Source organism: Streptomyces sp. NBC_01341, from assembly GCF_035946055.1.
GTDB lineage: Bacteria > Actinomycetota > Actinomycetes > Streptomycetales > Streptomycetaceae > Streptomyces.
In genome coordinates, this window is sequence record NZ_CP108364.1 from 3,886,133 (window position 1) to 3,900,663 (window position 14,531).

Consider the following 14,531-nt stretch of genomic DNA (forward strand, 5'->3'; position numbering starts at 1 on the left):
GCCCCACTTTAGGAAGATGTTCTCCGTGGACGCCACCGAGGGACGGCCGCCCGGCAACACCCCCTGGACGTTCGTACGCGCGTCCCGGAGGACGATGCGGCGTCAATGCCAATGAAGTGGTGCGCCTACGGGCGGTAGCCTGGGGTGTCAATCCACCCCGACCGCGAAGACTGGATGAACGACGATGCATCGGTACAGGTCCCACACCTGCGGCGAGCTCCGCGCCTCTGACGTCGGCACCGACGTCCGGCTGAGCGGCTGGCTGCACAATCGCCGAGACCTGGGCGGCATCCTCTTCATCGATCTGCGCGACCACTACGGTCTCGTGCAGCTCGTCGCCCGCCCGGGCACCGCCGGCAACGACGCACTGGCGAAGCTCACCAAGGAGACCGTCGTCCGGATCGACGGCAAGGTCTCCGCGCGCGGCGCCGACAACGTGAACCCGGAGCTCTCGACCGGCGAGATCGAGATCGAGGTCACCGAGGTCGAGGTGCTGGGCGAGGCCGCCCCGCTGCCCTTCACGATCAACGCCGAGGACGGGGTCAACGAGGAACGGCGCCTGGAGTACCGCTTCCTCGACCTGCGCCGTGAGCGCATGCACCGCAACATCATGCTGCGCTCGTCCGTGATCGCTTCCATCCGTTCCAAGATGGTGGCCCTCGGATTCAACGAGATGGCGACCCCGATTCTCGCCGCGACCTCCCCCGAGGGCGCCCGTGACTTCGTGGTGCCCTCCCGCCTGAACCCGGGCAAGTTCTACGCGCTCCCGCAGGCCCCGCAGCAGTTCAAGCAGCTGCTGATGATCTCCGGCTTCGACCGCTACTTCCAGATCGCGCCGTGCTTCCGCGACGAGGACGCCCGCGCCGACCGCTCGCCGGGCGAGTTCTACCAGCTCGACGTCGAGATGTCGTTCGTCGAGCAGGAGGACGTCTTCCAGCCGATCGAGAAGCTCATGACCGAGCTCTTCGAGGAGTTCGGCAACGGCCGCCATGTGACCTCGCCGTTCCCGCGCATCCCGTTCCGCGAGTCGATGCTGAAGTACGGCAACGACAAGCCGGACCTGCGTGCCCAGCTGGAACTCGTCGACATCTCGGACATCTTCGCCGACTCGGAGTTCAAGGCCTTCGCCGGCAAGCACGTCCGCGCCCTTCCGGTGCCGGACACCGCGGGCCAGTCCCGTAAGTTCTTCGACGGCCTCGGCGCCTACGCGGTCGAGCACGGCGCCAAGGGCCTCGCCTGGGTCCGCGTCGGTGAGGACGGCACGCTGGCGGGCCCGATCGCCAAGTTCCTCACCGAGGCGGACATCAAGACCCTCACCGAGCGTCTGTCCCTCGTGCCCGGTCACGCGGTCTTCTTCGGCGCGGGCGAGTTCGACGAGGTCTCCAAGATCATGTCCGTCGTCCGCGTCGAGGCCGCCAAGCGCGCCGGCCTCTTCGAGGAGAACGTCTTCCGCTTCTGCTGGATCGTCGACTTCCCGATGTACGAGAAGGACGAGGACACCGGGAAGATCGACTTCTCGCACAACCCGTTCTCCATGCCCCAGGGCGGCATGAAGGACCTGGAGGAGAAGGACCCGCTCGACATCCTGGCGTGGCAGTACGACATCGTCTGCAACGGCATCGAGCTGTCCTCCGGCGCCATCCGTAACCACGAGCCCGAGGTCATGCTGAAGGCCTTCGCGATCGCCGGCTACGAGGCGGAGACTGTCGAGAGGGAGTTCGCGGGCATGCTCCGCGCCTTCCGCCTCGGTGCCCCGCCGCACGGTGGCATCGCCCCGGGTGTCGACCGCATCGTGATGCTGCTGGCCGACGAGCCCAACATCCGCGAGACGATCGCCTTCCCGTTGAACGGCAACGCCCAGGACCTGATGATGGGCGCGCCGAGCGAGCTGGACGAGACGCGCCTGCGCGAGCTGAACATCCAGCTCCGCAAGCCCGTCGCGTCGGCGAAGGGCGAAGCCAAGGCGGCACCGGCCTCCGACGCCAAGGACTCGGTCGCGAGGGACACCGGCGCGAAGTAGGCGCCTCGGTTCCGCTTCGGTTCCACGTGAAACAGCCCCCGGCCACCGGCCGGGGGCTTTTCCGTCCGCCGGGCCGTTTCGGAGCGCCGGGGTTCCGGGCTCCCTTCCTGCGTACGGGTGAGGGTGGGGAACTTCCCGGGCCCCGGGTCCACGGACCGGGTACATCCGGAGCGTCCCGGTTCGGATTCGGCGCCTGCGGGCCCGGCGAGGACTGGCACCCGGAAGCGCTCGTCCGCCCCGCCACCGAGGAGCCCCGCACCGTGTCCGTCGCGCGCCGCCCGTACGTCCTGCTCGTCCTCCTCTTCCTGCTCGTCATCGGCTGCTCGGCCGGCGCGGTGCGGACCACCCCGGAGCCCAAGGCCGCGGCCGGTCCGCGGGCCGCGGACGTGCCCCTTGCCGTGGAGCCCCTCATGCCCCCGGCTGACATCCCGGGGACCGGACCCGAGACCCGGGACCGGATCCCGGACACGTCCCGGCAGGCCCTCGTCGTGACCGGCCTCGGGCCCGACTCCAACCGCTCCACGGCCGTGCTCTACAGCCGCGACGACCCCGCACGCGGCTGGAGACCGATCGCGGGACCCTGGCCCGCGCACAACGGCATGGAGGGCTGGACGGATCACCACCTCGCCAACGACCTCCGCTCGCCGGTCGGGGTCTTCGGTCTCACCGACGCGGGCGGCCGGCTGCCCGATCCGGGCACCCTGCTGCCGTACGACGAGGAGCCCGGCTTCGCGGTGGGCGGCGAGGGCTTTCTGGGCGAGCCGCTGGAGGGCTCCTTCGACTACGTCGTCGCCATCGACTACAACCGCACCCCGGGCACGTCCCCGCTGGACCGCGACCGGCCCCTCGGCGAGGACAGGGGCGGCGGCATCTGGGTCCACGTGGACCACGGGGGCCCCACCCAGGCCTGTGTCTCGCTCACCGAGGACCGGATGCGGGAGCTGCTCCTCACCCTGGACCCCGTGAAGTCCCCCGTGATCGTGATGGGGGACGCCGCGTCACTGGCGAGGTGAGGGAAGGACCCGCCGGAGCGTGCGAAGGAGCCCGGGACCCGTTCCACGGGTCCCGGGCTCCTTCGTGGCACGGGAAAGCGATGCGTACGCGGTGTTACGCGGGCTTCTCCTCCAGACGCGGGAACAGCACCGCGCCCTTGGTGACCGTCGCGCCGGCGGGCAGCTGTCCCCAGCGGCCGGCGTCCTGCACCCGCTGCCCGGCCAGGGCGCCCAAGGACGCCTCGGCACCCAGGGACTCCCACAGCTTCTGCGAGGTGTCCGGCATGACGGCGTTCAGCAGGACCGCGACACCGCGCAGCGACTCGGCGGCCGTGTACAGGATGGTCGCGAGGCGGGCCTGGCCCTCCGGCGACGTGTCCTTGGCGACCTTCCAGGGCTCCTGCTCGGTGATGTAGCCGTTGACCTGCTTCACGAAGTCGAAGACCGCGAGGATGCCGCCCTGGAAGTCCAGCTCCTCGCCGATCTTCAGGTCCGCCGCGGTGACGGCCCGGGCCAGACCCTCCTGGACCGCCGACTCCGCGTCACCGGGCGTCGTGGCCTCCGGCAGCGCGCCGCCGAAGTACTTGCCGACCATGGCCGCGACGCGCGAGGCGAGGTTGCCGTAGTCGTTGGCGAGCTCGGAGGTGTAGCGGGCGCTGAAGTCCTCCCAGGAGAACGAGCCGTCGCTGCCGTACGCGATGGCGCGCAGGAAGTACCAGCGGTAGGCGTCCACACCGAAGTGGGAGGTCAGGTCCTGCGGCTTGATGCCCGTCAGGTTCGACTTGGACATCTTCTCGCCGCCGACCATCAGCCAGCCGTTGGCGACGACCTTGCCCGGCAGCGGCAGGCCCTGCGCCATCAGCATGGCCGGCCAGATCACCGAGTGGAACCGGAGGATGTCCTTGCCGATCAGGTGGACGTTCGCCGGGAAGGTGCCGTCGAACTTGTCCTGGTTGGCGCCGTAGCCGACGGCCGTCGCGTAGTTCAGCAGCGCGTCGATCCACACGTAGATGACGTGCTTCGGGTCCCACGGCACCGGGACGCCCCAGTCGAAGGTGGAACGCGAGATCGACAGGTCCTGGAGACCCTGCTTGACGAAGTTCACGATCTCGTTGCGGGCCGACTCGGGCTGGATGAAGTCCGGGTTGGCCGCGTAGAACTCCATGAGCTTCGGGCCGTACTCGCTCAGCTTGAAGAAGTAGTTCTCCTCCTTGAGGAGCTCCACCGGCTTCTTGTGGATCGGGCACAGCTTCGTGCCGTCCTCGGCCTCGATCAGGTCCCCGGGGAGCTTGTACTCCTCGCAGCCCACGCAGTACGGGCCTTCGTACCCGCCCTTGTAGATCTGGTCCTTGTCGTACAGGTCCTGCACGAACTCCTGCACACGGTCCGTGTGCCGCTTCTCCGTCGTGCGGATGAAGTCGTCGTTCGCGATGTTCAGGTGCTCCCAGAGGGGCTTCCATGCCTCCTCGACGAGCTTGTCGCACCAGGCCTGGGGGGTGACGTTGTTCGCTTCGGCCGTGCGCATGATCTTCTGACCGTGCTCGTCCGTGCCGGTGAGGTACCACACCTTCTCGCCGCGCTGGCGGTGCCAGCGGGTGAGCACGTCGCCTGCGACGGTCGTGTAGGCGTGGCCCAGGTGAGGAGCGTCGTTGACGTAGTAGATGGGGGTCGAGACGTAGTACGCCGTCGCCCCCTGCTTCTCGGATCCAGTGGCCGCCATGGTCGAAATCCTAACGGTCCGTGGGAGATCCACTCACATCGATTGCGGCAGCCCCGGCCTCCCGGCCGAGCCGCGGGCCGCTCCGGACCGCGGCGCCACGGCCACGGCGGTACCCGGCCCGGGGGCGGGTACCGCCGTGACCGCACGGAGGCCGGCGGATCAGCCTTCCGCGACGACCCCGCGGGCGGCGGACCAGGCGGGCAGCCCGGCGAGCGCGTCCCGGTAGAAGGCCGCATCGGGGACCTCGCGCGGAGCGGGGCCCGCGTGGAGGAAGCCGGCGTTCGGGAGGTCCAGCCTGCGCAGGAAGTCGAAGCCCTTCGCGTCCTCGTCACCGAACGCGACGAACTGGAAGAACAGCGGCAGCCGTGCCGCGTCGGTCAGCGCCTGCTTGGCGGCCTGCCTGGCGTCCGGCGCGCCGTCCGTCTGGAAGATCACCAGAGCGGGGCCGGTGGCCTCGGACTTCTCGTAGTGCGTGACGATCTCCTCGACGGCCCGGTGGTAGTTCGTCCGGCCCAGGCGGCCGAGACCCGCGTGCAGCTCGTCGATCCGGCCCTCGTGCGCGGTGAGGTCGATCGCCCCGGTGCCGTCGATGTCGGTCGAGAAGAACACGACGGGCACGGTGGCGTTCGGGTCCAGGTGCGCGGCGAGTGCGAGGGCGCGGTCGCCGAGGTGCTGGGCGCTGCCGTCCTTGTAGAACGGCCGCATCGACCCGGACCGGTCGAGCACCAGGTAGACGGTGGCCCGGAGTCCGGTCAGCCCGTGCGCCTTGAGCGCGGCCTGCGCCGCCTTGTACGGGGCGACGAGCTCGGGGGCGGCCGTCTTGACCCGGGCGAGGGTGACGGCGGGCTTGCCGGCGGGGACCGCCTTGGCGGCGGGCGTGACGGGCGTGACGGGCGTGACGGGTGTGACGGGCGCGGCAGGGGTGACGGGGGCGACGGGGGCGACCGGCGCCGGTGTCACCGGAGGCGCGGGCTCGGCGAGCGGCGCGGGCTCGGCCAGGGGTGCGGGTTCCGCCACGGGCTCGGGGGCGGCGACGGGTGCGGCTGCCACCGGCTCCGGCGCCGCCGGGATCCCGGCCTCGGCCTCCGGCAGGGGCTCGGGCGCGGTGTCCACGACCGGCGCGGGTGCCACGAGAGGCTCGGCGACGGGAGCGGCCTCGGGCTCGGGCGCGGCGGCCGCCTCCGCGACGGGGTTCTCCGGCTTCGCGACCGACGACTCGTCCACCTGCACGGCCTCCGCCTGCGCGGCGGGCTCGTCGGTGTCAGCCTCAGGAGCCTCGGCCGTCACGGCCGGGACCTCACGAGGCGCGGCCTCGGGCTTCGCCTCAGGCTCCGGGTCCATGTCGATCAGGATCGGGGCCACGACTCCCCGCTCCGGGTCGGCCGCGACCACCGGGGCCACCGGGGCCACCGTCTCCGGCTCCTCCGGCACCGTGTCCTCGGCCCGCCCGGTGTCGTGGGACTCCGTGGCCGGCTCCGCCTCGGGGGCGGATCCCTGGGCCGGGACCCGGGGCACGGGGGCCGGCGGCACGGACGCGTTGTCGAAGGCCGCTGCCACCAGGTCCGAGGCCCGGCCGTCGTCGTGCTCGGCCGGGGGAGGGGACGCGGGGGCCGGTACCGAGGCCTTCGCGGGCTCGGCCGCCGGAGTGCCGGTCTCCGGCTCCGTGGGCTGGGTGCGCTCGGCCTGGGGAGGGACGGTGGCCGTGGCCGGCTCGTCCTGCTCCGTCCGGCCGAACACCTTGCGCAGCAAGCTCCGAATGCCCATGGGCGAGGCCTTTCGCATGAGTTGGGTGCGATAAATGTCCGTACTGCGGGAATTGATCCCTGGCCAGGGCGGATACGTAAGGTTAGCGGCCGGATCCGGCCGTTCGGTGGCGCGGCCCGCCTCCGTGTCAACAGCGCGCCGTCCGAGCCGTGGCCGGGCCCCGAAAGGGCCCCGGTGGACACACGGAAGCTCCCCGGGAACCTCACGGCCGCACCACGAGTTGGGCGGCGCGCGGTCCGGAAGCGCAGCGGTGTCCCGGACTTCATGCTTCGTTCACCACCCGCCCCGCGTACCGCATGGCTGCGGACCTGGCGTCACGCACGACATACAGACGGAGGGGCGGAGGGACGGAGAACGTGCGCGATCTGCTGCCTCATCGGCTCGCACCCGGGTGGGCGCTCTGCGCCGACCTGCCGCTACCGCTGCGGGGACGCCTGCTTCCAGGACGTACCGAACACCAGTGACAACGAGTACGCCGGTGACGTCATCGCCGGTGTCCTCTCGCGCCGCTCGGTGATGCGCGCAGCCGCCGTGGTGACCGTGGCCGCCGCCGCCGGCACCGCGGCCCTCGCCGGGCCTGCCACCGATCCTGCGCGGAGCGCCCGCCTTCGGCCCCGACACGCAGTCGGCGAAGGCGCAGGCGGGCCGGTTCGGTTGCGACAACGACTTCCTCTCCCTGCTCCCGCCCCCGGGCGGGCGTCGGCCGCCAGGCGCTGGTCGCCCACCACGAGTACACGGACGAGATCCTGATGTTCCGTGGATACGATCCGGCCAACCCGACCCGTGAGCAGCTCGAGATCGCCTGGGCCGCGCACGGACTCTCCGTGGTCGTCGTCCAGGAGGAGCCGGAGCCTCGTGAGCGGCGCCTCACCGGATTAGAGTCGGGTGCATGGTTTCCGGTGAGGCGCCGCAGGCGGAGGGAAGTGTCCGGGTCGATGCCTGGATCTGGGCGGTACGGCTGACGAAGACGCGGTCGCAGGCCGCCGCCGCCTGCCGCGCGGGCCACGTGCGGGTCAACGGCGAGCGCGCGAAGCCTGCCACGACGGTGCGCGCGGGTGACGAGGTACGGCTGCGGCACGCGGGCCGGGACCGGGTCGTCGTCGTGTCCAGGATCGTCAGGAAGCGCGTGGGCCCGCCGGTGGCCGCGGAGTGCTTCGTCGACAACAGCCCGCCCCCGCCGCCGCGCGAGATCGCGCTGCAGGTGCCGGTGCGCGACCGCGGCACGGGCCGGCCGACCAAGCGGGACCGCCGTGAGATGGAGCGCCTCCAGGGGCGCGGCCCCGACCCGGACCAGGACGCCCGTCCCGGCAGGAGCTGAGGCGCCGCCGGGGTGGAAGCCCCGGCACGCGGTCGCCCCGGCCGGACCCTAGCCCTGGTAGCCCTCCACCTCGTCGGCGGGGCGCACCCGCGCCTGCGACGGGTCCTCGCCGAACTCGCTGAGCGCCCGCCGCTGCCGCAGCAGGTCCCAGCACTGGTCCAGCTGCACCTCCACCTCGCGCAGCCGTGACCGCTCCTCCGCGGAGAGGCCCAGATCGGCGGTCGAGCGCGTGCGCAGGGCCCGCTCCTCGCTGATCAGCCCGTCGATGTTGTCGAAGATGTCCTGGTCGGCCATGAGCCTCTCCCGGTCCGTTTCCTGTCGGATGACGTGGTCGTGGGCGGACGTGGTCCGACGATGCCGTCCGGCCTCGTCAGATCGCGAACACGGTCTTCCCGCGCGCTCCGCCCGCGCGGTTCTGGACGAGCGCCTGCGGTGCCTTCTCCAGGGGGAGTTCCATGTCGACGGGGACCTCCAGCTGCCCGTGTGCCACCAGCGCGGCCAGTTCGTCGAGGAGCCCGGAGGTGACGGCGAGCCGGAAGTCGGCCCAGGCGACGCCGGCCGGCGCGGCGACGCCGCGGGTGGTGACGGCGACTCCCCCCTCGCGCAGCAGGGCGGCGTGGCGGCCGAAGGAGGCCGGGTCGGTGGACACGAGGTCGACGAGTGCGTCGACACCACCGGGATACAGCTCGCGTACCGCCGTTTCGAGCGCCTCGGTGCCGTTGGCCGTGTCGACGGAGGTGGTGGCGCCCAGGGCGGCCATCCGCCGCCGCTCGTCCCCCCTCACCGCCGCGACGACCCCGATGCCGCGCGCGGCCGCCAACTGGGTCAGGAAGCTCCCGACGCCACCGGCGGCTCCGATGACCAGCAGGCTCAGGCCGCTCCGTACGGCGGTGCTCGACACGATCTGCGCGGCGGTCGCCCCGGCGGACGGCAGGGCCGCCGCGGTCCTGAGCGGCATGTCGCGCGGTACCAGCGTGACCGGGGAGTCCTGGTGGACGCAGAGGTACTCGCCGTACGCACCGCTGAGCCCGACCGGCGGTGCCGTCACGCGCCCGAAGACCGGGTCGCCGACCCGGAAGCGGTTCCAGCCGCCACCGATCATGTCCACCCGGCCCGCGAAGTCCGTTCCCAGGACGAGCGGGAAGACGTGCGGGGCGGTCCCGTCGAGGGCGCCGTCCGCGGTCTGCCAGTCGAGCGGGTTGAGCGCCGCGTACTCGACCTTCACCCGCACTTCGCCCGCCTCAGGGTCAGGCTTCGGCACCTCGACGAGACAGGGCTCCGCACGGAACGCGCTGACAGCGATGGCTCGCATACGGCAGACCTCTCAGTCGCCCCCCTGCTCTCACGATTCCCACTCTCGCCCGGCCCACGGACCCGCGCACGTCGGGGCCGGAGCGCCGGATCGGCCGCCGTGCGGGGCCGCGCCCGCCCGCCACGGACCTCGCCACCGTCTCGGCGCCCTCGCCGCTCACGCCGCGCCCTGCCGCCGGCGGGCCGCGACGATCCTTCCGGCCAGTCCGCCGGCCACCATGACCGCTCCCACCCCGAGCACGGTCCACACCGTCGTCCGCAGCGAGGCGGTCAGCGCGTCGTACACCGAGGCAGCGGCGTCCCTGTCGGTGCCGGGGACCTGATCCAGGACCCTCGCCCGTGCCACGGCGACGGCGATGCGCAGCAGGACGGCACCGAGCAGGAGCCCGCCCCCGGCCACGGCCGCCGTCGTGAGGGCGGCCCGTGCACCGCCCCGGACGAGCGTGAGGCCCAGCACCACGACGAGCAGCACCACCGTCCCGACGGCGGGCCAGACGCTGCAGTACCGCAGCCACTGGAACGAGGACCGCAGCTCGTCGGCCCGGTCGGCGGACAGCACGGTGATCGAGGTCTCCCTGACCGGGATGCTGTCGGCGAAGGGCACCCCGTCGGTGACGAGCTGCTGCTTGACCTCGCCGATCACCGGGGCGAGGTCGATGGTCACCGCCTGCCCGTCGTCACCGTGCAGCGCGGCGCTCACGGCCCGGTGCGCCGTCCGGTTCGCGCTGTCCCACGCCCGCCGGAACGCCGGGGTCGTGGTGAACGACAGGGCGGCCTCGTGCAGGAAGTCCTCGACGGTGTCCTGCAGCGGCCCCGCGTCGATGCTCTTCATCGCCTCGTCCGTGACGAGTGCGGCCACGGTGGCCTGTACGTCCGGGTCGGTGGCCAGCGGGGAGACGGCGGCGAGATAGCGGTCGGTGTCGTCGAGCTCCAGGTCGACCCAGGCCGAGAAGGCACTCACCGGGACGAGCAGGGTGAGCAGGACGAGGAGCACCGCCGACAGGGCCGCTGAGAGGTAGGTCCGCACAGTCACCAGCCAATCCCGTCCGGCGACGGGACGCCCCGGGCCGTGGGCCGTTCGAGTTGCCGCCCGGCGGCTCCGGGTGTGCGCTGGAGGAACACCGGGACGGGGGCGAGGTAAGGAGCTGTGCGCCATGGCCACACACGCGACGATGCCGACCCGCCGCCGACAGCATGCCCGCAGCCCGGCGCGTGAGGGGCACAGCCCGCTCGCCTGGGCGGTGCCGGTGTCGCTGGGCGTGATCCTCGGCTTCTGGGCCTTCTTCATCAAGCGGGACGGCGGGACGACCACCGACGGTCAGATCGTGCTCGGCGTCGTCTCCGGGGTCGCCTACGCCGTGCTCTGCTACGCCTTCGTCATGATCCGGCGGGCACTTCCGCGCGAGCTGTGGGCCGCTGGGTACGCGGTGCTGGCCGGGGGCGCGATCGGTTACCTCTTCAGCCTCAACGGCAACAGCGTCTTCTCGTCGAGCGGGCTCGGGCTGGTGGTCGGCGCGGGCACGTTCCTCACCATGTTCTACATCCTGTACACGCACGAGGAATGACCTGGGGCGAGAGCGGGAACGCACGGCCGCCGGACCATGTCCGGCGGCCGTTCTCGTGCGCCGTCCGCGGCCCCGGAACGTCCGCCGTGGCCGTGGCCCGCCCGGGGGTCAGTCGTGGACGACCGTGACCGGACAGGAGGCGTGCTGGGTGACGTGGAGGCTGACCGAACCGAGCAGCGTCGCCTTGAACCCGCTGTAGCCGCGGGCCCCGACCACGAGCAGGTTCGCGCCCTCGGAGCGGTCCAGCAGCGACTGGGCCGGGTTGCCGATCACGACGATCCTCTCGATCGCCGCCGCGCCCTCGGAGCCGAGGGCCTCCTTCAACGCCTCGTCGAGGGCGGCGGTCGCGACCGCCTGCGGATCGAAGTCCTCCGGCATGCCCGGCATCATGGACGCCCAGCTGGTCGCGGGGTACTCCCAGCTGTTCACCGCCTCGACCGTGTCGCCGGTCAGCTCGCCCTGGCGCACCGCCCAGCGCAGTGCCTTGAGCGACGCGTCCGATCCGTCCACCCCCACGACGATCCTGCCCATGTCTGCCTCCCACTGATCGAACATTTCCGGCATTCCGCAATGACTCTAGTCAAACCTCCCGCCGGGGGTCGTGGCGGACCCGGTGGCGGTGTCAGCCGGTCCGCAGCGCCGCGAGCTGTTGCTCGAACGGCACGACGGCGTCCTCCCCGTCGTCGAGCGTCAGCTCCCGTGAGGCGCCCGAGACGGTGCGCCCCGTAACGGCGGAGGCCAGTTCGCCACCCGCGCGCCGGATCCGTGACGGCAGGCCCTCGGTGTACTCGTCGCCCTGCGATCCCCAGTCCTCCGAGGCCGCGTACACGGATGTCGGCAGGACGACGGCCCGCAGATAGGCGAAGAGCGGGCGCATCGCGTGCTCCAGGACCAGTGAGTGCCGGGGCGTCCCGCCGGTCGCCGCGATCACCACGGGCTTGCCGGTCAGCGCGGTGTTCTCGACCAGGTCGAAGAAGGACTTGAACAGCCCGCTGTACGAGGCGGTGAACACCGGCGACACGGCGATCAGGCCGTCCGCCCCGGTCACCGCGTCCAGCGCCGCCTTCAGGTCCGGCGGCGGGAAGCCGGTGACCAGGTGGTTGGCGATGTCGACGGCGAGATCGCGCAGCTCGACGACCTGGACCTCGACCCGCCGGTCCTGTCCGCCCGCGAGGTGCTCGCGGGCGGCCTCCGCGAGCCGGTCGGCCAGCAGCCGGGTGGACGAGGGGCTGCTGAGCCCGGCCGTGACGGCGACGATCTTCAGGGGGGCGGTGGCGAGCACGTTCCTCAGAGCTCCTTCGGGTCGGCGGTGGCTGCGGCGCGTGCGGCGGCGACCGCGGGGTGGACGGGGGCGTCCGGCACGCCGGCCGGGCGCAGGCGGGCGAACTCCTTGCGCAGCACGGGCACGACCTCCTCGCCCAGGATGTCGAGCTGCTCCAGGACCGTCTTCAGCGGCAGTCCCGCGTGGTCCATGAGGAACAGCTGGCGCTGGTAGTCGCCGACGTCCTCGCGGAAGGACAGGGTGCGCTCGATGACCTCCTGCGGGGAGCCGACGGTCAGCGGTGTCTGCTGGGTGAAGTCCTCCAGGGAGGGCCCGTGGCCGTAGACCGGCGCGTTGTCGAAGTACGGGCGGAACTCCCGCACCGCGTCCTGCGAGTTCTTCCGCATGAACACCTGGCCGCCGAGGCCCACGATGGCCTGCTCGGCGGTGCCGTGCCCGTAGTGGGCGTACCGGCGCCGGTAGAGGTCGACCATCTTCCTGGTGTGCTCCATGGGCCAGAAGATGTTGTTGTGGAAGAAGCCGTCGCCGTAGTAGGCGGCCTGCTCGGCGATCTCCGGAGAGCGGATGGAGCCGTGCCAGACGAACGGCGGGACGCCGTCCAGGGGGCGCGGGGTCGAGGTGAAGGACTGCAGCGGGGTGCGGAACTTCCCTTCCCAGTCGACGACGTCCTCGCGCCACAGCTTGTGCAGGAGGGCGTAGTTCTCGATCGCGAGCGGGATGCCCTGCCGGATGTCCTTGCCGAACCAGGGGTAGACCGGTCCGGTGTTGCCGCGGCCCATCATCAGGTCGACGCGGCCGTCGGCCAGGTGCTGGAGCGTGGCGTAGTCCTCCGCGATCTTCACCGGGTCGTTGGTGGTGATCAGGGTGGTGGACGTGGAGAGGATCAGCTTCTCGGTGCGGGCGGCGATGTAGCCGAGCGTGGTGGTCGGCGAGGACGGGACGAAGGGCGGGTTGTGGTGCTCGCCCGTCGCGAAGACGTCCAGGCCCACCTCCTCGGCCTTGAGCGCGATCGCCAGGGTCGCCTTGATCCGCTCGTTCTCGCTCGGTGTCGTACCGGTCGTGGGGTCGGTGGTGACGTCCCCGACGGTGAAGATCCCGAACTGCATGGCGCCCGCCTCCAAGTGATTTTGGTTGAACGTTGAACTATGTGAACACACCCTACAACGGGACACCCCCCTTTCTCTATTCCGGGCCCGGCGGGCCGGAAAGGCGGTCGCACCGCCGGACGGAGCAGGATTCCGCCGGGCCGGGCTACAGTCGGACCATGACCGCCGTACCGTGCCGCACCTGGTGGCGCTCCTCCTAGGAGCGGCCGCCTCCACCAGCACGGAACCAGGGCCGTTCGACACACGGACGGCCCTTCCTGCTGCCCCACCGCTCCGCGACGGGCCGTCCTCCACGCGTACACCACCAGCGAGGAGAACCCCCATGACCATCACCACAGGCCTGCCGGCCGGCCCGGCCGCGCGCCGCAGCGCGGAGCTGGAGCAGCGGATCGCACAGGACCCCGGCGCGTTCCGCGTGCTCACCGGGGACCGGCCCACCGGGTCCCTGCACCTCGGGCACTACTTCGGCACCCTCCAGAACCGGGTACGGCTCCAGGACCTCGGCGTGGACGTCTTCGTCCTCGTCGCCGACTACCAGGTCCTCACCGACCGGGACGTCGCCGAGCGGCTCACCGAGCACGTCGAGGGACTGCTCCTGGACTACCTCGCCATCGGCATCGACCCCGCCCGCAGCACGGTCTTCAACCACGGCGCAGTCCCGGCCCTCAACCAGCTGATGCTGCCGTTCCTCTCCCTCGTCTCCGTCGCGGAGCTCGGCCGCAACCCCACCGTGAAGGACGAGATCGCGCACTCCAGGCAGGCCGCCGTCAGCGGGCTCATGTACACCTACCCGGTGCACCAGGCCGCCGACATCCTCTTCTGCAAGGGCAACCTCGTGCCCGTCGGACAGGACCAGCTGCCGCACCTGGAGATCACCCGCACGATCGCCCGGCGCTTCAACGAGCGGTACGGCCACGTCTTCCCCGAACCCGACGCGCTGCTCTCCGCCGCGCCACTGCTGCTCGGCACCGACGCCACCAAGATGAGCAAGAGCCGTGGCAACTCACTCACCCTGAGCGCGGGCGCCGACGAGACCGCCCGGCTGATCAAGGGCGCCACCACCGACGCAGAACGCCGCATCACGTACGAGCCGGAGAGACGGCCCGGGGTGTCGAGCCTGGTGCTGCTGGCCGCGCTCTGCCTCGACCGCGACCCGTACGACGTCGCCGAGGAGATCGGGAACGGCGGCTCGGCCGCGCTCAAACGGACCGTGACGGAGGCCGTCAACACCCGCATGGCCCCGATCCGGGCCCGACGGGCCGCGTACGCCCAGGACATGGGGTACGTACGAGCGGTGCTCCGCGCGGGCAACGAGAAGGCGAACGCCGTGGCGGACGCGACCCTGAGCGAGGTGCGCGAGGCCATGGGCACACCGGGCTGAACACCCGGCACCTCACGGGGCGGCACACGGGACCCCGCACCGCTCGACGGCGGGCGGGGACCCACCATGTCC

13 protein-coding genes and 1 pseudogene are annotated in these 14,531 nt (G+C 71.6%); 6 read left to right on the top strand and 8 right to left on the bottom strand.

Annotated elements, in window-relative coordinates; translation table 11 throughout:
- Positions 1-184 precede the first annotated feature (184 nt).
- Both aspS and OG206_RS17165 read left to right on the top strand, forming a co-directional pair.
- Positions 185-2,020 (top strand): aspartate--tRNA ligase, encoded by a 1,836-nt coding sequence (gene aspS, locus OG206_RS17160; RefSeq protein ID WP_327116957.1) that lies wholly within the window; start codon positions 185-187, stop codon positions 2,018-2,020.
- 260 nt (positions 2,021-2,280) lie between these two features.
- Positions 2,281-3,033 (top strand): hypothetical protein, encoded by a 753-nt coding sequence (locus OG206_RS17165; protein ID WP_327116959.1) that lies wholly within the window; start codon positions 2,281-2,283, stop codon positions 3,031-3,033.
- 94 nt (positions 3,034-3,127) lie between these two features.
- Here OG206_RS17165 and metG read toward each other — a convergent pair whose 3' ends face one another.
- Together metG and OG206_RS17175 are read right to left on the bottom strand one after the other, a co-directional pair.
- The gene (metG, locus tag OG206_RS17170) at positions 3,128-4,732 is read right to left on the bottom strand and encodes a methionine--tRNA ligase (RefSeq protein ID WP_327116961.1); all 1,605 of its coding nucleotides are present in this window, start codon (positions 4,730-4,732) and stop codon (positions 3,128-3,130) included.
- A 159-nt stretch (positions 4,733-4,891) separates the two neighbouring features.
- On the bottom strand, positions 4,892-6,496 hold the full coding sequence (locus tag OG206_RS17175; RefSeq protein WP_327116963.1) for a VWA domain-containing protein: 1,605 nt from the start codon (positions 6,494-6,496) through the stop codon (positions 4,892-4,894).
- Positions 6,497-6,859: 363 nt separating this feature from the next.
- Here OG206_RS17175 and OG206_RS17180 point away from each other — a divergent pair.
- Both OG206_RS17180 and OG206_RS17185 read left to right on the top strand, forming a co-directional pair.
- A pseudogene (locus OG206_RS17180) lies at positions 6,860-7,368 on the top strand (alkaline phosphatase PhoX); the annotation flags it as partial.
- A gap of 17 nt (positions 7,369-7,385) precedes the next feature.
- The gene (locus tag OG206_RS17185; protein WP_327116965.1) at positions 7,386-7,814 is read left to right on the top strand and encodes an RNA-binding S4 domain-containing protein; all 429 of its coding nucleotides are present in this window, start codon (positions 7,386-7,388) and stop codon (positions 7,812-7,814) included.
- A 48-nt stretch (positions 7,815-7,862) separates the two neighbouring features.
- Here OG206_RS17185 and OG206_RS17190 read toward each other — a convergent pair whose 3' ends face one another.
- From OG206_RS17190 to OG206_RS17200, 3 genes are all read right to left on the bottom strand, one after another.
- Positions 7,863-8,108: a DUF2630 family protein gene (locus OG206_RS17190; protein WP_327116967.1), complete on the bottom strand. Its 246-nt coding sequence runs from the start codon at positions 8,106-8,108 to the stop codon at positions 7,863-7,865.
- 76 nt (positions 8,109-8,184) lie between these two features.
- Complete coding sequence (locus OG206_RS17195; RefSeq protein ID WP_327116969.1) at positions 8,185-9,126, bottom strand: NADP-dependent oxidoreductase; 942 nt, start codon at positions 9,124-9,126, stop codon at positions 8,185-8,187.
- Positions 9,127-9,282: 156 nt separating this feature from the next.
- The gene (locus OG206_RS17200; RefSeq protein WP_327122305.1) at positions 9,283-10,152 is read right to left on the bottom strand and encodes a hypothetical protein; all 870 of its coding nucleotides are present in this window, start codon (positions 10,150-10,152) and stop codon (positions 9,283-9,285) included.
- A 127-nt stretch (positions 10,153-10,279) separates the two neighbouring features.
- Between OG206_RS17200 and OG206_RS17205 the strand changes: the two genes are divergently transcribed.
- Positions 10,280-10,690 (top strand): hypothetical protein, encoded by a 411-nt coding sequence (locus OG206_RS17205; RefSeq protein ID WP_327116971.1) that lies wholly within the window; start codon positions 10,280-10,282, stop codon positions 10,688-10,690.
- A gap of 108 nt (positions 10,691-10,798) precedes the next feature.
- Here OG206_RS17205 and OG206_RS17210 read toward each other — a convergent pair whose 3' ends face one another.
- The 3 genes from OG206_RS17210 to OG206_RS17220 form a co-directional block, all read right to left on the bottom strand.
- Positions 10,799-11,221, bottom strand: coding sequence for a universal stress protein (locus tag OG206_RS17210; protein ID WP_327122306.1), 423 nt, complete (start codon positions 11,219-11,221; stop codon positions 10,799-10,801).
- Between the two features lie 91 nt (positions 11,222-11,312).
- Complete coding sequence (locus tag OG206_RS17215) at positions 11,313-11,972, bottom strand: FMN reductase (RefSeq protein ID WP_327116973.1); 660 nt, start codon at positions 11,970-11,972, stop codon at positions 11,313-11,315.
- Positions 11,973-11,977: 5 nt separating this feature from the next.
- Complete coding sequence (locus tag OG206_RS17220) at positions 11,978-13,078, bottom strand: LLM class flavin-dependent oxidoreductase (RefSeq protein ID WP_327116975.1); 1,101 nt, start codon at positions 13,076-13,078, stop codon at positions 11,978-11,980.
- 322 nt (positions 13,079-13,400) lie between these two features.
- On the opposite strand from OG206_RS17220, the gene trpS reads away from it, so the two are divergent.
- Positions 13,401-14,459: a tryptophan--tRNA ligase gene (gene trpS / locus OG206_RS17225; RefSeq protein ID WP_327116977.1), complete on the top strand. Its 1,059-nt coding sequence runs from the start codon at positions 13,401-13,403 to the stop codon at positions 14,457-14,459.
- The last annotated feature ends 72 nt before the right edge of the window (positions 14,460-14,531 follow it).